The sequence below is a fragment of the Flavobacterium silvaticum genome, assembly GCF_012911565.1.
Taxonomy (GTDB): domain Bacteria; phylum Bacteroidota; class Bacteroidia; order Flavobacteriales; family Flavobacteriaceae; genus Flavobacterium; species Flavobacterium silvaticum.
Genome location: NZ_JAAMPU010000095.1, coordinates 15,562 through 35,932, shown reverse-complemented (window position 1 = coordinate 35,932; position 20,371 = coordinate 15,562). Strand labels below are relative to the sequence as shown.

Below are 20,371 nucleotides of genomic sequence, written 5' to 3'. Positions count from 1 at the left end.
AATATTCCAGTGAATTGGGCTTTTCGCATTAAATAAGTCAATAATATTTAATTCCAATATTTGCTTATTTAAGTTTTTATTAGGAAGTTTGCGGAATAACTAACTCAAATAAATTAATATGAGATCGAAGTTTAAATGGATTTTTACGCTGTTAGTAGCGTTTTCTTTACAAATTGCTTTTGCTCAGCAGAAGACGGTTACTGGTACCGTTACGTCTGCAGCAGACAAAATGCCATTGCCTTTTGTGAATGTTAAAGTTCAGGGGGTAGCAGGTGGCATCCAGACAGACATCGACGGTAAATATTCTATTTCCGTCTCTGTAGGTCAGACACTGGAGTTTTCATTCACAGGAATGCAGACAGTTGCCCAGAAAGTTGGTGCTAATAGCACAATCAACATTACGATGCAGGAAGATTCGACTTTGCTTGATGATGTTGTGGTTGTTGGGTATGGTACGACAACTAAAGAGCAGTTTACTGGAACTGCTGCGAAAGTAGATATGAAGAGTGTGCAGGCGAAGACTCAGTCGAACATCACTCAAGCGTTAAGGGGTGAGGTTGCAGGTGTAAACGTTATTACTACTAATGGTGCGCCAGGTAGTGATGCAACAATTCGTATTCGTGGTTTCGGTTCTGTAAATGGTAATCGCGACCCATTGTATGTTGTGGATGGTGCTCCTTTTAGTAGTGATATTAGTGCAATTAATCCTGCTGATATCGAAAATATGACGATATTAAAAGATGCTGCTGCTACTTCGATTTATGGATCTCGTGGAGCAAATGGGGTAATATTGATAACTACGAAAAAAGGTAAAGCTGGAAAGTCTGTTATTTCAGTAGATTTTAAAACCAGTATTAACACGCAAATGCTTCCGACTTACAGCGTCATTGATTCTCCTGAAGAATACATCGAAACTGCATGGAGTGCTCAGCGTAACAGAGCTTTTTTAAACGGAGAAGCAAACCCTGCTGTATGGGCGAGTAATAATTTATATGCTACCGGAACTACGACCGGCATAGATCCTCATTACAACATTTGGAACGTGGATGGGTCTCAACTAATTGATCCTGCTACCGGAAAAGTTGCAGCAGGTGTACAGCGTAAATATACTCCTACTAAATGGTCCGATGCTGCTTTTAGAACTGCGTATCGTCAGGAAGCGAATTTGCAGATGAGCGGTGGTAACGAAACGACTCATTACGCTACATCTTTCGGATATCTTGAAGATGAAGGGTATGCAATCAACTCAAGTTATAAACGTTATACGGCACGTCTCAGCGTGGATCACAAACCAAAAGACTGGCTAAAAGTCGCGGGTAATATGGCTTATACGGGTGGTCGTTATGTAAACTCATCAAGTGACGAAAATTCTTCAGGATCTTCAGGGAATATTTTTGCTTTGACAAGCACAACTCCTGCAATTTATGATGTTTATTTGAGAGATGATAATGCTAATCTTGTAGCAGATCCAATTTTCGGAGGCTCTCAATATGACTACGGTGGGTTATATGGACGTCGTGCTTGGAACCTCACAAATGCGATTGCGGATTCTAATTACGATTTGGCTAAAACTGAATCAAGTACATTGCTTGGTAATTTTAACATCAATGTTGATTTGACGAAGGGTCTAACGTTTGAAACAAGATATAGTGGTCAGCTGCAAACCTACAATGAGGTTCAGCGAAATAATCCATTTTATGGTGGTTGGTCAGGAGCAGATACTTACGGTTTTCTTTACAACTCAAGATATACTGAGACGAATCAAAACTTTTTGCAACTATTAAGGTATAATAAAGCTTTCGGACAGCATTCTTTTGAGGCTTTTGTTGCGCATGAAACAACAAAATGGCAACAGAAGAGAATGGAAGCTTCCAAGACTCACGTAATTCTACCACAGTCTCCAGAATCTGAAGATCTAGATAACTATACTTCTCCATATGGAGTTGCATCGTCCTACACTTTGGGATATACTTTGGAAAGTTATTTCGCGCAACTTAATTATAACTACGCGCAGAAATACTTTTTAACAGGATCAGTAAGAAGAGACGGGTCTTCAAGATTTATAAATGACAAATGGGGAACATTCGGCTCAGTTGGTTTGGGTTGGGTAGTGTCTAAGGAAAATTTCCTTTCTAAAGCTAGCTTTGTTGACTATCTTAAGTTAAAAGCGAGTTGGGGTGTAATAGGTGACCAAGGAACTTCGCTGCGTTACGGTTGGCAAATTTTGAATATAAACCAGACTGATTCTGGAGATTATTCTTTCACTCCAACTAACGAACTTGCAAATCCTGATCTGACTTGGGAAACATCTTATATCTCTCAGGTTGGCTTCGAAAGCACGTTGTTTGACTTTCTAGATGTTAACGTAGAATATTACGTTAAAGATACAAAAAACCTGTTTTTTACTCAACAGTTATCACTTTATGAGGGCTACGAGACGCAGCAATATAATGATGGAAAGATGCGTAACAGCGGATTGGAATTCGATGTTGCTGCTCAACTAATCAAATCAAAATCGGCTGAAGATTTCTCTCTTACTGTTGGAGTAAACGGTGAGTTTCTAAAAAATGAAATTCTTGAAATGCCAAAAGACCAAGCTGGCCAGCCTAAAATATTGAATGGTACTTTAGCTAAAGGTCATTCTATATTTGATTTCTATATGCGTGAGTGGGCAGGAGTTGATCCAGCCACTGGAGAGGGCCTTTGGAATTTATATTATAATGACATGAATAGTAATGGTGTTTTCGATTCTTCTGATGAGGCTATTTCGACTTTGACGATTTATGAAAGCACACACCCTGATGCTAACGTCCAAAAGACAACTACCAATAATTTAAGTCAAGCAACGCAGAAGTTTGTTGGAAAGTCTTCAATACCAACAGTTAGAGGTGCATTCCGTGTAAACGCTACTTACAAAAACTTTGATATAAGCACTCAATTTGGTTACAGTATTGGGGGGTATGTTTATGACAATGGTTATTCTACTCTTATGAGCAACTCCAATTTGATTGGTTCGGATAACTGGAGTACAGATATTAGAAATGCTTGGCAGCAGCCTGGAGATATTACGAATGTGCCTAGATTATCTTCTGGATACGCAGTAAACGATACGCAAGTTAATGGTACTTCTACGAGGTTCCTCACTAAAGCTGATTATTTGTCTATAAATAACGTTAGATTAGGGTATACTCTTCCAAGCAGATTTATTGACAGGATGGACATTAAGTACTTGAATTTGTACGTTTCTGGCGATAACCTAGCAATGTGGAGTGCACGTAAAGGTCTTAACCCACAAACGATTTCTGGAAACGCTAACAACTCTGGAATCTATATGCCAATGACTACGTTCAGTTTAGGTGCAAAAATTGAATTCTAAAAAAAAAATTATGAAAAGAAAATTAATTTGCTCAGTTTTACTCACTTCCCTTCTTGCTGTGGGATGTAGTGAGGACTTTTTGGATCCTGTAAGAAATGATACTGTGCTGACGACGGCAGACATTTCTGATTATGTTGATGTGAATCCAGCTTTAGTTGACGGTTCTCTTGAAGGAATATATAGTTATATGATAACTCCGCGTGGTGTACTAGGCGCAGCAGCTAACCGACACTACGATTTCGGTCATAAATCCTTGGATATCTGGTCTGATATGGTTTGCGGAGACATGGCGCTTTCTGCTAATTCATACGGTTGGTATCAAGATACTGCTAATATGATTGTCACTGTCGATTATACTCAAGAAGAAAATCGAATTATATGGCAATATCTGTATAAAGTGGTGAGTCTCTCCAATCTAGTAATTAACTCATTGGGAGGTAATGATGCCGTTCAGGAAACAGATCAGACGCGTCATGCTATGGGACAGGCTAAAGCCTTGCGTGGTTATGCTTACTTCTATCTTACGCAGTTTTTCCAAAAGACCTATAATCCGGAAGAGTCTATCTTGCCATATACAGATGGTGAGACTTCAATTCCATCCAAAGTGCCTGCCTCTCAAATTTACGATTTGATTATTAGTGACTTGACAGAGTCTATCGATTTGCTTGGCGATTTCACTAGAGAGAACAAGCACCAAATTGATAAGTCAGTGGCTCAAGGACTATTGGCATACACTTACGCTGCTATGGGCGAAAATACGCAGGCTAAGGCGCTTTGTGACCAGATTATTGCGTCAGGATATCCGTTGACCACTACTGCTCAATTGTCTTACCCAGGTGCTGGTTCAGGATTTAATGACGTTACTACGCCTTCATGGATGTGGGGTTATGACATCACGGAAGCTATGGGGCAGCAGTTAATCAACTGGTGGGGTCAGGTGGATTACTATACTTTTAGTTATGCTGCCGCTGGTGATAAGAAGGCAATGGATAACAATCTGTATTCAAATTTCCCAACTAATGATGTACGCAGATCTCAATTTTCAACCGTAACTTCTCGTTTGTTAATGCCGACCAACAAATTCTTCGATCCTGGAAGAACTGCGTCTGGACAACAAGTGATTACTACAGATTATATTTTTATGCGTGTAGATGAATTTTATCTGTTAGGTGCTGAATGTGCCGCCAAAGCTGGTGACGAAGCTGGAGCCAAGACTTTGATGATTCAGTTGCTTACTGGGCGCCTCGGGGGTGCTACAAATGCTCAGAACTACATAAACCCACTATCTGGTCAGGCTTTGCGTGACGCTATTTACTTGCAAACGCGTCTTGAGTTGTGGGGTGAAGGAAAGAGCTATTTCGCTATGAAGCGTAATCAGGCTACGGTTACCAGAGGTACTAACCACGTATTCAGGCCAGGTGCATCGTTTCAATATAATTCAGACGAAATTTCATTTCAAATACCTCAATATGAAATGAATAACAACCCGGCAATTACTTCTCAGAATTAAGCAATTAACTTAATTATTATATTATGAAATTAAATAAGATATTCCTTTTTCTGCCTGTCTTACTCATATCTATTTTCACTTTGGTTAGTTGCGAAGATGATTCTGTAGATAAGGCCAGCACGCCCAATGACCTTGTTTCATTTGGAGATTATCCGCAGGTAGTAGGTATTAATAGTGGTGAAACAATTCAAATTGAAGGCAAGGTTTATGCTACAACCACAACGAGTTCTGATCGTGTAATAAATTTACAAGTCATTTCACAGTCGTTATATAATGATGCTAATCCTGCTGACCAGGCTGTGGCAATAACTACTGCTAACCCCGATTATTTTTCGGTTCCTGCAACAGTAACTATCCCTGCAGGTTCACGTGAAGGTGTTTTTCAGGTTTCAGTTACAGGCCTCGATTTATACGATGAAAACGGCGTAAACGGAAAGCGTATCGTAATTGGTATAGTTCCTTCTACAGATTACGCTTCAAATGCAACCTATATAGGTACTCATGCTGTTTTGCCTACGGATGTAGAAGACTTCGAGGTAATTAGCGACCGCATGGTTTTGAAAATTCGCGAGAATTTTCTCTGTAGCGAAAATCACATTACTGTCCAGATTTTTACCGACGGATATGGCGAAGAAACGTCTTGGGAGCTATATGATGCTGATTTGGTTTTGATTGCTAGTGGCGGTCCTTACGCAACAGCGACTCCAGGTGGAGGTGAAACCCGTGACTTATGTCTTGCAGATGGACATTATGTATTTGTAGCATATGATGCTTTCGGTGACGGTATGAACGATGGTACTAACGCCGGTTATTATAAGTTAAGCAAATATGATGCTGAAGGTACAGAAACTGTTATCGCCCAAAATGGTACTTTCGCCACTGACGAAACAGTAGAATTTGATTTGCCATAATAATTAGTGAATCATATTATAAATTTAAGGCCGCTCATGAGCGGCCTTTTTATTGATTTATACAATTATATATAAATGTTAAATGATTTTTACCTTTTAAATAAATGTTATCTTTGGCTTTTTCATTTCCAAAAATGCTATATTCATGAATAACTTTAACTTATTATCATTGTTGTTATTAGCCGGTTTTTCGCTTCAGGCACAAAGTCCGTCCGATATCAAACAAATTACTTCACAATACAATACTCAGGAGATAGAGCTTTTAAAAGAAAGGTTGTCTGCTAAAGAGCTTGCTAAACAGAATCGTGTTGCAGATTTTTTGATGCAAAATCCTTCGTCTAAACTGGAATTCTACAGCGAGGGTACTAAATATCGCATGATTGATATTATCCAAGGTAATCCAGTATATATTGCTACTGATAATGCCAATGCTGCCAAAGCCACGCGTACATACAGGCTTTATCCAGGGGGATCCATGGGTTTGTCTCTTGATGGCGATGGAATGTCTATGGCCATGTGGGATGGTGGATGGGCTCGTAAGACCCACGCCGAATTCAATGTTGATGGAACTTCAAAAGTAACCACAGCAGATGTAGCGTCTACTACCGAATCAGATGGTCATGCTACTCACGTAGCTGGTACTTTGGTTGCCAAAGGTGCTGTTTCATCTGCTAAAGGAATGGCTCCAAAGGCTAGCTTGCGTTCCTATAACTGGACGAATGATATCACGGAAGTGATCACTGAGGCGGCAACAAACGGCCTTTTATTTTCTAATCACTCCTATGGTGTTCCTATCTATAATGATGCAGGTGAAATGCAGGTGCCTAACTGGTTTATGGGCTGCTACAATGATGATGCACAGGATTGGGATGCTGTCGCTGTTGCCAATCCCTATTATCTTATGGTTACTTCTGCGGGTAATGAAGGTGGCAGTTCCTATGATGGAGGAATTGCTCCGGGGCTTGATAAGCTTACAGGGGAAAAGAACTCTAAAAATAATCTCGTAATAGCTAATGCTAACCCAACAGTACATCCTATTACAGGGGTTATTTCTGCGCTTCCAATCAACTCAAGCAGCAGCCAGGGGCCATCAGATGATGGACGTATCAAACCTGACTTGGCTGGCGATGGAACAAATCTATTCTCGTCTTACAATACAGACGATACCTCCTACGAAACATTGACAGGTACTTCGATGGCCTCACCTAACGTAGCCGGATCTTTATTGCTGCTGCAACAACACTATCGCAATCTGTATCCAACATATATGCGTTCTTCTACCGTTAAGGCTTTGGTTTGTCATTCAGCGTTGGACGATCCTGAAACACCGGGTCCAGATCCAAGATTTGGTTGGGGATTGTTGGATGCCCAGGCAGCCGCTACTGTAATTTCACAATCTACAACAGGTCAGAGCCTTCTTTTGGAGTTGACGTTGGAAAGCGGACAAGACTATGTATATCATTTCTCTTCAAATAGTTCCGATCCAATCAAAGCTACAATATGCTGGTTGGATCCAACCGGAAACAGCCAGGCCGGTCAGTTGAATAGTACTACGCCTGCATTGGTAAACGATCTTGACCTGCGTATCTCGAATAGTTCAGAAACATACTTCCCTTGGAAATTAGATTTGGCGAACCTTACCGATGGTGCAGTTAAAGGAGATAACATTGTTGATAATGTAGAGCGTGTGGAAGTCGATGAGGCTGCTACAGGAGATTACACTCTTACGGTATCAAATAAAGGTTCATTGAATGGAGGCAGCCAGAAATTCTCACTGGTGCTTTCCGGTGCGGGAATCGTACTCGGTGTAGACGATCATTCAATGGGAGAAATGGGAGTTTGGCCGAACCCGGCAAAGAATCTGGTTAACATTAAACTTACCAATCCAATAGGAAAAGGAACTATCAATATGTTCGATGTTTCCGGTCGTCAGGTTTATAGCCAAAACGTAACAGATAATGCTAACTTGGTCTACAGCGTCAATACAGAATCCTTGTCAAGAGGCGTATATTTCCTTAAAGTAAACAGTGGTTCACAAACCTATGTCAAAAAGGTTATCCTCGAATAATACGGATTCGAATAAAATAATAAGCGGGCCTGTGCCCGCTTTTTTATTGGTCTTTAAAACGGATTTTTAATTCGTCGGTGACTTTTTATACCTTTACCCTCTTTTGAGCGCAATGAGATTATTTTTTGTAACAGCCTTTCTATTTGTCTTTTTTTCCGGTAACGCTCAAGTACAACTGAGGGGCGCCCGTTCAGGCTCTGGTTCAGATTCAGATTCCGAAAAAAAATCAGATACCATAAGAAAGTCTCTCCGCGGCTCCTCAAACAAAGATAAGATTGCCCCAATCGACCAGTATCGCATCATCAACCTCGAACGTGATACCACTTATTTCGATACGTCGCTGACTATCAAAAAAGAATACGCCCACAATTACTTAAGGAAAGATACTTTTGGCCTGTTGCCATTTGCAAACGAAGGCCAGACCTATATGACGCTTGATCGTTCCAAACCCAAACGGTTGTTTCCGCAGGCAGGTTATTCGGCAAAAATGTTCGCTTTTTATCAGCCTGAAGATGTCGATTACTATTCCGTAGCGACACCAGTTACCGAGCTATACTTCAAAACCACAATGGAACAAGGCCAAAGTGTAGATGCCTTCCTTACCGTCAACGTAAACCCCAATTTTAACTTCTCACTCGCCTATAAGGGATTGCGTTCCATTGGTAAATATATCAACCAGTTGTCAAGCACCGGAAACTTCAGGTTCACGACAAGTTATTCGACAAAATCCAAGCGCTATATCCTCAATTCACATTATATGTCGTTCGACTTCCTCAACGGCGAAAACGGCGGATTGATAAACATTGAAGATTTCGAAAGTGAAGACGACCGTTTTAAAAACCGCGCCCGTCTCGATGTCTACATGCGCGATGCCAAATCGTTCATCAAAGGCAAGCGGGTGTTTTTCGATCATTCGTTCCGGGTAAACGCCAACGATGTCCAAAACAATCTTTCCGTCTTCCATCAGTTCAACTACGAAAACCAGTATTACGAATACAATCAGGCTACGCTGGGCACGGCTGTTCCGGTTTCAGAAGGTTCCACCACAACAACTACGATCCAGCGCTTCGGTACATCTTATAAAGCATCCGGAATCAACGACCAGGCACATTACAATAAAATGTACAACAAAGCCGGTATTGAATTCGAAAACAAAACCATCGGCCACTTCAAGGCATTCATAGAAGACTTCCGTTACAATTATTATTTCGGGCGCATCCTGATCACTGAAGACAACATAAACGACGGAACGTTGTCAGGGGATACCCAAACCCTCGGCGGAACCTATTTCTACAAAAAGGGCAATTGGAACGGGGAAGCCACGCTTTCCAATTCCGTCGCTGGCCAATCCACGTCGTTGTTCAATGCAAAGGCTTCATACCAAATCAATGAGAAGAACAAGCTCAAACTGGAGTATCTGCGCCAAAGCAGCATTCCGGATCATATCTACAACCTTCAGCAAAGCAGTTATGTAAATTACAACTGGTCGAATGATTTCCGCAATGAAAAACGCAACGCCGTATCTGCCGAAATCCTCACCCAGTGGGTCAATGCCTCAGCTTACATCAGTAATACCACGGATAAACTGTATTTCGCCAATACGTCGGATGATGACAATTACCAATTGATCAAGCCGTTCCAGTACGAGAAAAGCATCCAGTATATTTCCGTAAGGGCCAACCGCGAATTCAAATTCTGGAAACTCGCGTTGGACAATACCTTATTGTTCCAGCAGGTGCAACAGGACGACCCAATAATGAACGTTCCCAAGTTCGTGACCCGAAACACGCTTTATTTTCAGAATCATTTCTTCAAAAAGGCGTTGTTGCTCCAAACCGGTGTCACCTTCAACTATTTCACGAAGTTCTACGCCGACGATTTCAATCCGGTCATCAACGAGTTTTTCGTCCAGAGCAAAAAAGAAATCGGCGGCTATCCCATGCTCGATTTTTTCCTCGATGCAAGGATCAAGACCTGCCGCATCTATTTCAAGCTGGAGCATTTCAATTCCGCGTGGACGGGCAACGATTACCTTACCGCACCAAATTATCCGTACCGTGACTTCATGATCCGGTTCGGGCTCGAGTGGAATTTCTTTAAATGATTCTTGGGCGTGCCGGCGCATGAAGCTTTCTTTTCTGCTGCCACAATCATTGGCGCCGTCGGGCTCACGGCACTCGCTTCCTGTACTCGTTCCTCATACAAGAGAGCTCAGACAAATGCCGCAATCCCTCACGCGGCACCAAACATATAAAACCAAATCATTACTTTTGAAGCCGAATAGCATAAAAATGAAATACGCAGACAACATCCTCGGAACCATCGGCAACACGCCAATGGTCAAACTCAATAAAGTCACCAAAGAAATCGATGCCCTCGTTTTGGCCAAGGTCGAAACCTTCAATCCCGGCAATTCCGTCAAAGACCGAATGGCCGTCAAGATGATTGAAGATGCCGAAGCAGACGGACGGCTTAAACCCGGCGGAACCATCATAGAAGGTACGTCCGGCAACACCGGAATGGGTCTGGCACTCGGAGCCATCGTCAAAGGCTACAAACTCGTGTGTGTCATCACCGATAAACAATCGAAGGAAAAAATGGACATCCTTCGCGCCGTCGGGGCCAAGGTGGTCGTTTGCCCAACAGATGTGGAACCTACGGATCCGCGATCCTATTATTCCGTGTCGCGACGCCTGTCCGAAGAAACCCCGAATTCGTGGTATGTCAATCAATACGATAATATGTCGAACACCCAGGCGCATTACGAACAGACCGGCCCTGAGATCTGGGAACAGACAGACGGAAAGGTAACGCACTTTGTCGTTGGGGTCGGAACCGGCGGAACCATTTCCGGTGTTGCCAAATACATCAAGGAACGCAACCCTAATGTAAAGATCTGGGGCGTCGATACGTATGGATCAGTCTTCAAGAAATACCACGAAACCGGAATCTTCGACGAAAACGAAATCTATTCGTACATCACCGAAGGAATAGGCGAGGACATCCTTCCCAAGAACGTCGACTTTTCTTTGATCGACGGCTTTACCAAAGTAACCGATAAGGATGCTGCCGTCTACACCCGCAAACTCGCGCTTGAAGAAGGCATCTTCGTAGGGAATTCCGCCGGTGCCGCAATCAAAGGAGTTTTGCAATTGAAAGAACATTTCAGGCCCGATGATGTCGTGGTCGTCCTGTTCCACGATTCCGGAAGCCGTTACGTTGGCAAAATGTTCAACGATGACTGGATGCGCGAACGCGGTTTCCTCGAAGAAGAAGTCGCCAAGGCCGAAGACCTGATCAAAGACCATCTCGATAAACCACTGGTTGTGGTGCGTACCGAAGAACTCGTATCCCACGCCATCGAACGGATGCGCAAATACAAAATCTCCCAGATTCCGGTGATAGACATCAACGGTTTTGTCGGTTCGCTCGACGAATCGGACTTGTTCCGTCATTATGTGACCGATAAAAACCTGGCCGAAAAGCCGGTGCGTGAAATTATGGGCAAACCGTATCCGGTAGTCAAAGCAGGAACGCCGGTCGAAGAAATATCGAAATTATTCTCAAAAGACAACCAGGCTGTTTTGGTTGAGTTAGGTGAAGGCCGTCATCATATCGTAACCAAATATGACATCATCGGTTCGATAAAATAAATTTCGGAAGTTATTAAAGCAAGAGGCGGGAAGTAAAATTGGGTAAGACAATTTTATTTCCTGCCTCTGGTTTTTTGGTGCGATATGGATAGATTTAATATCGGTCTGATTGTGGCGAAATGTCGGTTAAAACCAAAATCGCCACAGGAAGTATCAATGCAGACTGACTACTTTGGCGATTTTCCAGGTTCCGTTTTCATTCTTCCAGATGATGATGAATTTGCTTGGCTTCGATTCGGCATCGGGTTCCTGGTTGTTGAAAAATTTGTGGAAGCCTATTTCGACTGCGCCGTAGCCATTGATCGGGTACACCTCGATGCTTCCTTCGATCAGCTGTCTTGAAACTTTTCCGCAGATATTTTTTTTAGTCGCTTCTATAAGTTCGCTTTTGGATTGCATCAGGCCGCCTTTGTCATGGAAGAATTCAATGTTGTCGGCATAAATCGAAGCTTGCTTTTCCAGATCGCAATTGTTGTAGGCATCAAAGAACGTTTTGTCCATTGCTGCGATTTCGTCGAATACCTTTTTATCGACGGGTTCATACTTAGGGATTTGATTTTGGCCGGACCTACATGCGATGAAGCACATCAGGATTGGAAAAACAAGAATGGGAAAGTATCTTTTCATAAGATTATTTCGGTTTGTTATTTTCTTCGGCGACAGTTCCTTCCAAAACGCCCGAAACCGACCACGAACTAAAGCTCCCGCCTTCGGGTTCGCCCACAGGAATTTTTACTGAAATGGTATGTTGTCCAGCAGATAAGTCTCCAAGTTCAATCCAAATCGGGTTCGTCGCAATTCCCGGACACCAGTTCGACCGGCTGTAATCTGACGAAGACAATCCATTATCGAAATTCCCCGATGCCGGATTGCTCAACCGGTACGAGCCGCAATCTGTCCGCCAGGGCGTAAAAGAAAAGACTTTGTTCCCGTCGAGGAAAAGGGTGTTTGGTTTCGGAATGAATTCGTCCCCGTTTTCCCAGCCGCCGTGACCTGTAGTAATGTATCTGAGCTTTGCATTTTTGAGCGGTTTCTGTAAAGTGAATGCCGTTTTCATGCCATCGCCGGATTTGAGTTCCAGATTGAATTCACGTCCCGATGCTCCAATCTGGCTGCTGTTGAACAACGCAAACGCAACAGTATTGGTAGGTATCATAATCCCATCGCTGTCGTGAATGCTAAGATTCGCACTCACGTTGTGCCCGCCTTTGTCATAATTGCCAATGGTGACCCCGACCAGAATTTCTTTTCCGCTCAAAGCCGGAATCAAATCGGTAATTTCCTGACGGTAGTAAACACTGTCCTGCCACTTGAGATTCTTCTGCTCCAGATCATTGTATTTGCCGATGCCGAAAGGCGTGATAAAGTGGATAAGCTCAAGTGTCTGCAATGACGGATCTGAATTCAAAAGGATTTCATTGTTTGTATTTTGGGAATACTCAGATTTGTCTGCCAATGCTTTGAGGACGGCATCGGGATCATCTGTCGGAATCACAAATAAAACGCCTGTCCTGTCGTATGCATCGCCGAGTGAACGTTCCGATACATCGGCAAACAGCTGGCAGTTTTTGGGAATTTCGGGAAGCTTTATTTTTTTGATCAGCGTCGATCCGTCGTTCAATCGCAACATCCCAGCATTAGATTTCATTGACGGATCAAAATTGACCTGGACGTTATCGAACAAATTCACGCGAGTAAACCTGCTTTTCCAGACCAGGTCGCGATAGGTAACCTTGTCGACCGGCTTCGCGGGTAAAGCTGCGTTCAACGACTCAGGAATCTTTTTGATCTTTTCGATTTTGATTGCCTGTATCACATAATTTCCATTGCGGACCACTTCAAGCACAAGCCCGAGTTTTTGTCCCAGAACCGATGGCGCGGCATTGATTCCGGCCGTTGTATACCAAACTTCAATCGTGTTGGAATTGATGACCGTCTTTGCCATCTTACAATCATAACCCAATATTTTTTTGGTCTTATCGATAAATTCGAATTGTTGTTTTTCGATTGAAGTGGAATCGGTCGTTGCGGCAAACGTATTTTTTGAAAGCCCGGCAATCTGTGTATATCTGCCTTTTGACGGCTCAACACGTAACTGTTCGGTTGGGAATTTTGCCGTAGCATTCATCATGGATTCAGATGTGATCCAGTTGCATTGTGAATCGGCGTACACCCAGATGTTTTCTTTGTCGTCCGGTTTTCCATTCGAGAAGCGCTGATAGCTGATTTTTACCGGAGCATTGATTTTTTGCGCTGTCGATACGAAGCCTATCAATAAAAAAAAGAGCAGGTACTGAAATTTCATCCGGATTGGTTTTGAATGACAAATATAAGTTGCAATCCGGGTTATTTAGGATTGGATGATTCGGGATACAGCCCGATTCGGTGCGTGCGCAGTTGATAGCTTCTCGTCAGCGTTTCCCCATTCAGTTTGTATTTCACGGCTCGTGATTGCTGGGCCGGCATATGGCAGCCGATACAGTTTGACGGATTCGATGCGATGGTTTCTGGCGAATGTTTGGGTGCCGCATGGCAACCCATGCAAGTTTGGTTGTACATCTTATCATTCGCAGGTTTGTCTTTATGCGGATTATGGCAGGTCATACAATCCATCGTCCTGCTTTTCTGGAAACAGTTGCTCTGCGTGAGTAAGCCGTATTGGTTTCCGTGGACATCGTATTCTGTATTCGGGGACGGGCTGTAGAAATTTGACATCGCATCGCCTGGCCTGAACTCAAAACGCGATTTCATTTTCATGCCGTCGTTTCCGGAGTGACATACGGCACAGGCATCGAGCCGTTGTTGTCGTGTAAGTTGTGAAAAGCATGCAATCGATCCTTTTACCGGAGATTTTGCATGACTCTTACCGGGGCCATGGCAGCGTTCACAATCAATTCCGTGGACAACGGTTTTTGGATCGATGTCATCTGTCATTTCCATATTGACCATGTTGCGTTGGTCAGATCTTGTCGTCAACGGTCTTTCGGCCGCATTGGAAGTATGGCAGGCGAAACAGTCTTTTGGAATCGAACGTTCAAAAAAAGGTTTGTCAGATGGATAACCCGGACTCGTTCCCCATTGTTTTTCGCCTATGTAATAACTGACGGGCATTTCATAAAGCTTCTTTTTATTCCACGAACCGAACGTCTGCGCGTGCCGGAAACCAAAAACCATGTCGAGGGCATAAGACTGGATCATTTTTCCATGCTGCATCACCTCTAAGTCCAATGTCGAATCTGCTTGTGCGAGTGCAATCGATTCGCCCGAACCAAACGTAAACAAAGCGCCGTTTTTATGGAATTTTTCAAATTCAGACAACCGGACATCCGCAGTTGAATTGAAGTGGCCCGTATGAATAAAATCATCGTGGATTTGTTTGTGGCAGGAAGTGCATTCGTTCGGGCCGGCATAGTCTGTCCCGCGTGGGTCGAAATATTCCGAAGCTTTTTCGGAACAACTTAGGAATGATGCTATCGAAAAAACAAGCAGTGCTTTTGAAATGAATTTTCGATATGAAGAGACAATCTGCAAGAAATCATGTATTTTAGTAGAATCGAATATACGCCAAAATTATGTTGATGGAACAGCGTCGCCTTCCGTGGGTCATCCGGCTCAAATACTACCTTGAAAAATATGGGTTCCAGGTTTCTTCACGCCTGGCCGATAAACTTGGGATGCGTGCCAACAGCGTCCGCCTTTTCTTTATTTATATTTCGTTTGTCACCGCCGGGCTTTGGTTCGGAGTTTACTTGACACTTGCGTTCTGGATCCGGCTCAAAGATCTCGTTCGTGCCAAACGAAGTTCTGTTTTTGATTTATAGCCAATTTCAATTATCCGCCATCCAAAAATGTACACGCCTTATGAAAAATCCACTTTCCCTTTATTTTCGGTTTGACCGGTTGCAGCGCTATGGCATCATTATTTTGCTTTCGCTGGTTTTTATCCTTCAGGTCGTTTATTTTACAATTTTGTGTTCAGATGAATCTTCTTCATCCGGCTTTTCACGATGGCCTGAAATGGAAAAGGCACTCGCGAATCTGCCAAAAGAGAAACCGGCAAAGCCAAAAAACTATCCGTTCAATCCCAATTTCATTACCGATTACAAAGGATATCGATTGGGTTTGACGACCGATGCGATCGACCGGTTGAAAGCCTTCAGGGAGAAAGGACTGTTTGTCAATTCTGATCTGGAATTCAAACAGGTCACCGGAATTCCCGATTCTACATTGAAGCGTATTTCCCCATTTTTCAAATTCCCCGATTGGGTCAAAAACAAAAACAGGAAAACCGATTGGAAGTTTCCCGACAAGAAAGTTATCGAAAAGCAAGATCTGAATACCGCCGATTCCGAGGAGCTTGAGAAAGTCTATGGAATTGGCGAAGTACTGGCGAAACGGATTCTGGAGACAAAAGAGAAACTCGGAAGTTTTGCGGATTCGCAACAACTATTGCTCGTATATGGATTGCGTCCGGAAGTTGTCGAAAAAGTCGAGGAACGATTTTATGTCAAGGCGAATACAAATTTTAAGAAGTTGAAGATCAATGATGCCGGATTGAAAGAAATCGCTGCTTTCCCGTATTTCAATTATACAAGTGCCAAAAAGATAATTTCGGCCCGGACCATGTCTGGAAAAATTCAGAATACTGATGATTTGTCAAAAATTGTCGATTTAAATGGTTATAATTTAAAAACAATAGCGTTATATTTGGAATTCTAAAATATATTTTATGAGTTTTGAATATTTGGAAGCTGAATCCATGATCAGTGAGGCCGTTCGTGATTTTGCAGAACAATATATCCGACCCCATATTATGGAGTGGGATGAATCTCAGACTTTTCCTGTCGAACTGTTTAAAAAGCTTGGTGAGATGGGATTTATGGGAGTGCTGGTTCCTGTGGAACTTGGCGGTTCTGGAATGAATTACCATGAGTACATTAATGTAATCGAAGAAATTTCCAAGGTCGACCCTTCCATCGGATTATCGGTGGCGGCCCACAATTCGCTTTGTACGAATCATATCCTGACTTTTGGGAATGAGGAGCAAAAGCTGCGTTGGATACCGAAGCTGGCAACTGCCGAACATATCGGTGCCTGGGGTTTGACCGAACACAATACAGGTTCAGATGCCGGTGGAATGAATACCACTGCCGTTCGCGACGGAAACGACTGGATCTTAAACGGTGCAAAGAATTTTATCACCCACGCCATTTCCGGAGATATCGCTGTTGTCATTGCACGTACCGGAAACAAAGGCGATTCGAATGGAACTACTGCTTTTGTGCTTGAAAAAGGAATGAAAGGATTTACATCGGGTAAAAAAGAGAACAAGCTTGGTATGCGCGCCAGTGAAACCGCCGAGTTGATATTCGCCGATTGCCGCGTACCAGATTCGAATAGATTGGGCAATGTGGGTGAAGGATTCAAACAGGCTATGAAAATCCTTGACGGCGGGCGTATTTCAATTGGAGCATTGTCGCTCGGGATTGCAAAAGGTGCGTTTGAAGCCGCACTCAAATATTCAAAAGAACGTGAGCAATTTGGAAAACCGATAAGCGAGTTTCAGGGAATTGCTTTTAAACTGGCCGATATGGCAACCGAAATCGAGGCTTCGGAATTATTGCTTCACAAAGCGGCACATTTAAAAAATAACCATCAGCCTGTCACCAAAATTGGAGCGATGGCAAAAATGTATTCATCCGAGGTTTGCGTAAAAGTGGCAAATGAAGCGGTCCAGATCCATGGTGGTTACGGGTATACAAAGGATTTTCCGGTGGAGAAATTTTACCGCGACGCCAAATTGTGCACGATTGGTGAAGGAACTACGGAAATACAAAAGGTTGTAATTTCCCGAAGCCTGCTGCGCGAATAAAAAAGATGCATTTTTTGATATATAAACGAATCTGAAAGGGTTCGTTTTTTTTTGCTTCGATAATAGATTTGAAATCCAGACGTTTGAAAGAAAACCAATTGATAAACGTATGAAAATTAAATTTCTTCCCATTTTAGGGATTCTGCTTTTTTTGGCGGCATGTTCCGAGGATAATTCCAACGAGGAACCTGCGACTTTCAACCTCACACATTATAAGGAAACCAGATCTTATACATTTCAAGGTGTCGACTATCAAAATATTAGGGATGTCCAGATTGAAGGCAATAAAATTCAGTCTTACACTTACGAATCATTTACGGATGGAATAAGTCAAGGCCTGATATCTGAGGACGATTACACTTATAATGGTGATGGAAGGGTGATTGCCAAAATAAATTCTGATTCAGATTCGAGACAGTATTATTATGACTCCCAGCAACGTGTGATAGGAATAAGTGCGGTAATTGGAGGCACTGAAGCATATGTGCGTTTTGTTTATTTGCCAGATGGAATTGTTTATAATGAAAGGATCAATGCTCCATACGACGATTCAAATGCGCACATATCGTCTCGGTGCATTATCAAATTGGATGATGAAGGTCATGTGATTTGGGCAGGTGTGGATCCTGATAAAAATGGCATTGCGGATTCAGTACGGAATTATGTATACTCAGGCCAGGATCTTTCGCAGGTCGTTTTTCCCGATGGTTCCGTAAGCAACTTTGTATATGGTACAGCCAAAAATTCGATGCTTTTCCTAACATTGCAATCGTATGGGCATGATATGTATAATCTGATCAATGCTCCATTATGGGCACAGGGGAATGAAGAACATATCCGAGACATCATGGATTCGGAACATCTTTTAGTTGATACTGACACGGATTCGTCAATGCTGGAACTTTTTGAAAATAATTTTGTACAAAAGATTACCAAATATGAATACCATGAATGGACGGGAGAGCCGGTTACAGTAATTACATCAACTACTGAATTTTTCACAGACTGACATACGCGTGAGAAAATTATTCTTTATTAGATATTGATATTATTTATTCCGGATAAAAAGAATAAAAAATAATAATAGAAATAAAAAATAATCCTATCTTTGCCGCTCAAAATTTTAACGAAAGGAGGTGTCCACATGCTGATTATACCAATTAAAGACGGAGAAAATATCGATAGAGCGCTTAAGCGTTACAAGCGTAAATTTGACAAAACCGGGACTGTACGTCAATTGCGTGCGCGTCAGGCTTTTGTAAAACCGTCTGTATCCCGCAGAATGGAAATCCAGAAGGCGTCTTATATCCAGCACCTGAAGGATAGCCTCGAAAGCTAGAAATTCATTTTGCTAAAATACTTACCGTCTGCTTAAAGTTTTATCTTTGGGCAGACGGTTTTTTTATGACTCCAAACTTCCAGGCCTTCGAATCGTATCTGCTGCGTGAGCGCAACTACTCCGGTCATACCGCCAAGGCTTATTTGGCCGATTTGGAAGAGTTTCGTGTTTTTCTGGAAATGGACCGACTTTCAGTTCCGGAAGAAGCGAGTTACGGCGAAATCAGGAACTGGATTGTAGCCTTGGTTGAAAGTGGATTGCAACTGTTATCGGTCAACAGAAAGATGTCTTCGCTTAAAGCGTTCTATAAATTTCTTCAAAAGATTGGTGTTGTTTCGGTCAGTCCGATGGCGAAACACAAATCGCTAAAGTCTCCCAAAAAAATCCAGCTGCCTTTTTCGGAAACTGAAATGGATGAAGTAGTTACGCTTGAATTCAAGGATGGTTTTGAAGGTTTTCGGGACAGATTGATCATTGATTTGTTTTATGGCACGGGAATGCGCCGAAGCGAGCTGATCCAGCTGAAACTGGCTAATGTAGATTTAGGCTCGATGACCTGCAAGGTGCTGGGGAAGAGGAATAAAGAGCGTGTTGTGCCTTTGGTTCCGGGGTTGGCTGATTTGATCCGTACATATCTTTCTGAAAGAAAAGCACTTGAAGAAATTACCGATACTGAATTTTTCTTTGTTTCTATAAAAGGAGTTAAATTGACCGATTCCTTTGTGTACCGATTGATTAATCGCTATTTTAGTAGTGTGTCGGGCAAGATAAAAAAGAGCCCGCACATCCTGCGACATTCCTTTGCGACGCATTTGCTTAACAATGGTGCCGATTTGAATTCGGTCAAGGAATTGCTCGGTCATGCAAGCCTGGCATCAACACAGGTTTACACCCACAGCAGCCTTGCGGAACTCAAACAGGTCTATGGCAATGCGCACCCACGGAATCGCGGAACACAGGAATACTAATTTAAAACAAGTGATTATGAAAGTTAATGTGCACGCGGTGAATTTCACTATCGACGGCAAACTCGTAGACTTCATCCAGGAACGGGTGGACAAACTGGAAAAATATTATGACAGGGTGGTATCGGCGGAAGTATACCTCAAGGCTGAAAATATTAGTGAGAAAGAAAATAAGAATGTCGAAATGAAAATACATGTACCGGGTGACGAATTCATAGTCAAAAAACAATGTAAGAGCTTTGAGGAAGCTGCCGATCAATGTGCTGAATCCATAGAAAGATTATTGCTCAAACGCAAAGAAAAGATCAGAACACACATCTGAAAAATTTTTCAGAAAAATGTTTTGAATACCAAATTAAAAGATATACATTTGCAGTCCGTTAGAAATAGCGGGCTTTTTTTATGAATAATGCCGGTGTAGCTCAGCTGGCTAGAGCAGCTGATTTGTAATCAGCAGGTCGTGGGTTCGAGTCCCTCTATCGGCTCAAAAGAGCAAAATTACTGTCAGTTTTTACTGTCAAATGTTCTTTAAGGTATTGTAATGAAAAAGGTTAGGGGAGATACTCAAGCGGCCAACGAGGACGGACTGTAAATCCGTTGAGCAATCTTCGCAGGTTCGAATCCTGCTCTCCCCACAAAATTTTTGATTTAAGCCGTGTCGCGACTTTGTTTGTGCC

General features: G+C 42.6%; 16 protein-coding genes and 2 tRNA genes. 15 read left to right on the top strand and 3 right to left on the bottom strand.

What is annotated here, in order from left to right:
- The first annotated feature begins 118 nt into the window (after nt 1-118).
- From G6047_RS01595 to G6047_RS01570, 6 genes are all read left to right on the top strand, one after another.
- On the top strand, nt 119-3,376 hold the full coding sequence (locus G6047_RS01595) for a SusC/RagA family TonB-linked outer membrane protein (protein ID WP_169525719.1): 3,258 nt from the start codon (nt 119-121) through the stop codon (nt 3,374-3,376).
- A 10-nt stretch (nt 3,377-3,386) separates the two neighbouring features.
- On the top strand, nt 3,387-4,886 hold the full coding sequence (locus G6047_RS01590) for a RagB/SusD family nutrient uptake outer membrane protein (RefSeq protein WP_169525718.1): 1,500 nt from the start codon (nt 3,387-3,389) through the stop codon (nt 4,884-4,886).
- Nucleotides 4,887-4,909: 23 nt separating this feature from the next.
- Nucleotides 4,910-5,797 carry a DUF1735 domain-containing protein gene (locus tag G6047_RS01585; protein ID WP_169525717.1) on the top strand — a complete coding sequence of 296 codons (888 nt, stop codon included), beginning with the start codon at nt 4,910-4,912 and terminating at the stop codon, nt 5,795-5,797.
- 475 nt (nt 5,798-6,272) lie between these two features.
- Nucleotides 6,273-7,865 carry a S8 family serine peptidase gene (locus G6047_RS01580; protein WP_169525716.1) on the top strand — a complete coding sequence of 531 codons (1,593 nt, stop codon included), beginning with the start codon at nt 6,273-6,275 and terminating at the stop codon, nt 7,863-7,865.
- 112 nt (nt 7,866-7,977) lie between these two features.
- On the top strand, nt 7,978-9,969 hold the full coding sequence (locus tag G6047_RS01575) for a putative porin (protein WP_169525715.1): 1,992 nt from the start codon (nt 7,978-7,980) through the stop codon (nt 9,967-9,969).
- Between the two features lie 187 nt (nt 9,970-10,156).
- On the top strand, nt 10,157-11,518 hold the full coding sequence (locus tag G6047_RS01570) for a pyridoxal-phosphate dependent enzyme (protein ID WP_169525714.1): 1,362 nt from the start codon (nt 10,157-10,159) through the stop codon (nt 11,516-11,518).
- A gap of 153 nt (nt 11,519-11,671) precedes the next feature.
- Here the strand turns inward: G6047_RS01570 and G6047_RS01565 are convergent, their stop codons facing one another.
- From G6047_RS01565 to G6047_RS01555, 3 genes are read right to left on the bottom strand one after another with little or no spacing between them, the layout of a single operon-like run.
- Nucleotides 11,672-12,145, bottom strand: coding sequence for a nuclear transport factor 2 family protein (locus G6047_RS01565; RefSeq protein WP_169525713.1), 474 nt, complete (start codon nt 12,143-12,145; stop codon nt 11,672-11,674).
- 4 nt (nt 12,146-12,149) lie between these two features.
- Nucleotides 12,150-13,823 (bottom strand): peptide-N-glycosidase F-related protein, encoded by a 1,674-nt coding sequence (locus tag G6047_RS01560; RefSeq protein ID WP_169525712.1) that lies wholly within the window; start codon nt 13,821-13,823, stop codon nt 12,150-12,152.
- Between the two features lie 41 nt (nt 13,824-13,864).
- Entirely contained in the window at nt 13,865-15,049 is a 1,185-nt protein-coding gene (locus G6047_RS01555) for a hypothetical protein (RefSeq protein WP_169525711.1), read from the bottom strand.
- A gap of 47 nt (nt 15,050-15,096) precedes the next feature.
- Here G6047_RS01555 and G6047_RS01550 point away from each other — a divergent pair, with 47 nt between their 5' ends.
- From G6047_RS01550 to G6047_RS01510, 9 genes are all read left to right on the top strand, one after another.
- Complete coding sequence (locus tag G6047_RS01550; protein WP_169525710.1) at nt 15,097-15,339, top strand: PspC domain-containing protein; 243 nt, start codon at nt 15,097-15,099, stop codon at nt 15,337-15,339.
- A gap of 40 nt (nt 15,340-15,379) precedes the next feature.
- Nucleotides 15,380-16,237 (top strand): helix-hairpin-helix domain-containing protein, encoded by an 858-nt coding sequence (locus G6047_RS01545; protein ID WP_169525709.1) that lies wholly within the window; start codon nt 15,380-15,382, stop codon nt 16,235-16,237.
- Nucleotides 16,238-16,247: 10 nt separating this feature from the next.
- Entirely contained in the window at nt 16,248-17,390 is a 1,143-nt protein-coding gene (locus G6047_RS01540) for an acyl-CoA dehydrogenase family protein (protein ID WP_169525708.1), read from the top strand.
- Between the two features lie 109 nt (nt 17,391-17,499).
- On the top strand, nt 17,500-18,399 hold the full coding sequence (locus G6047_RS01535) for a hypothetical protein (protein WP_169525707.1): 900 nt from the start codon (nt 17,500-17,502) through the stop codon (nt 18,397-18,399).
- A gap of 135 nt (nt 18,400-18,534) precedes the next feature.
- Nucleotides 18,535-18,729 (top strand): 30S ribosomal protein S21, encoded by a 195-nt coding sequence (rpsU, locus tag G6047_RS01530; protein ID WP_169525706.1) that lies wholly within the window; start codon nt 18,535-18,537, stop codon nt 18,727-18,729.
- A gap of 65 nt (nt 18,730-18,794) precedes the next feature.
- Nucleotides 18,795-19,697: a tyrosine-type recombinase/integrase gene (locus G6047_RS01525; protein ID WP_169525705.1), complete on the top strand. Its 903-nt coding sequence runs from the start codon at nt 18,795-18,797 to the stop codon at nt 19,695-19,697.
- Nucleotides 19,698-19,713: 16 nt separating this feature from the next.
- The gene (gene hpf, locus G6047_RS01520) at nt 19,714-20,016 is read left to right on the top strand and encodes a ribosome hibernation-promoting factor, HPF/YfiA family (protein WP_169525704.1); all 303 of its coding nucleotides are present in this window, start codon (nt 19,714-19,716) and stop codon (nt 20,014-20,016) included.
- A gap of 89 nt (nt 20,017-20,105) precedes the next feature.
- Nucleotides 20,106-20,179, top strand: a tRNA-Thr gene (locus G6047_RS01515).
- 69 nt (nt 20,180-20,248) lie between these two features.
- Nucleotides 20,249-20,329 (top strand) — tRNA-Tyr (locus tag G6047_RS01510).
- Nucleotides 20,330-20,371 lie beyond the last annotated feature (42 nt).

Bases quoted from the DNA above. Each gene is read 5' to 3' on its own strand.
- G6047_RS01595 (WP_169525719.1), top strand. From the start codon at position 119: ATGAGATCGAAGTTTAAATGGATTTTTACGCTGTTAGTAGCGTTTTCT.
- G6047_RS01590 (WP_169525718.1), top strand. From the start codon at position 3,387: ATGAAAAGAAAATTAATTTGCTCAGTTTTACTCACTTCCCTTCTTGCT.
- G6047_RS01585 (WP_169525717.1), top strand. From the start codon at position 4,910: ATGAAATTAAATAAGATATTCCTTTTTCTGCCTGTCTTACTCATATCT.
- G6047_RS01580 (WP_169525716.1), top strand. From the start codon at position 6,273: ATGGGTTTGTCTCTTGATGGCGATGGAATGTCTATGGCCATGTGGGAT.
- G6047_RS01575 (WP_169525715.1), top strand. From the start codon at position 7,978: ATGAGATTATTTTTTGTAACAGCCTTTCTATTTGTCTTTTTTTCCGGT.
- G6047_RS01570 (WP_169525714.1), top strand. From the start codon at position 10,157: ATGAAATACGCAGACAACATCCTCGGAACCATCGGCAACACGCCAATG.
- G6047_RS01565 (WP_169525713.1), bottom strand. From the start codon at position 12,145: ATGAAAAGATACTTTCCCATTCTTGTTTTTCCAATCCTGATGTGCTTC.
- G6047_RS01560 (WP_169525712.1), bottom strand. From the start codon at position 13,823: ATGAAATTTCAGTACCTGCTCTTTTTTTTATTGATAGGCTTCGTATCG.
- G6047_RS01550 (WP_169525710.1), top strand. From the start codon at position 15,097: ATGGAACAGCGTCGCCTTCCGTGGGTCATCCGGCTCAAATACTACCTT.
- G6047_RS01545 (WP_169525709.1), top strand. From the start codon at position 15,380: ATGAAAAATCCACTTTCCCTTTATTTTCGGTTTGACCGGTTGCAGCGC.
- G6047_RS01540 (WP_169525708.1), top strand. From the start codon at position 16,248: ATGAGTTTTGAATATTTGGAAGCTGAATCCATGATCAGTGAGGCCGTT.
- G6047_RS01535 (WP_169525707.1), top strand. From the start codon at position 17,500: ATGAAAATTAAATTTCTTCCCATTTTAGGGATTCTGCTTTTTTTGGCG.
- rpsU (WP_169525706.1), top strand. From the start codon at position 18,535: ATGCTGATTATACCAATTAAAGACGGAGAAAATATCGATAGAGCGCTT.
- G6047_RS01525 (WP_169525705.1), top strand. From the start codon at position 18,795: ATGACTCCAAACTTCCAGGCCTTCGAATCGTATCTGCTGCGTGAGCGC.
- hpf (WP_169525704.1), top strand. From the start codon at position 19,714: ATGAAAGTTAATGTGCACGCGGTGAATTTCACTATCGACGGCAAACTC.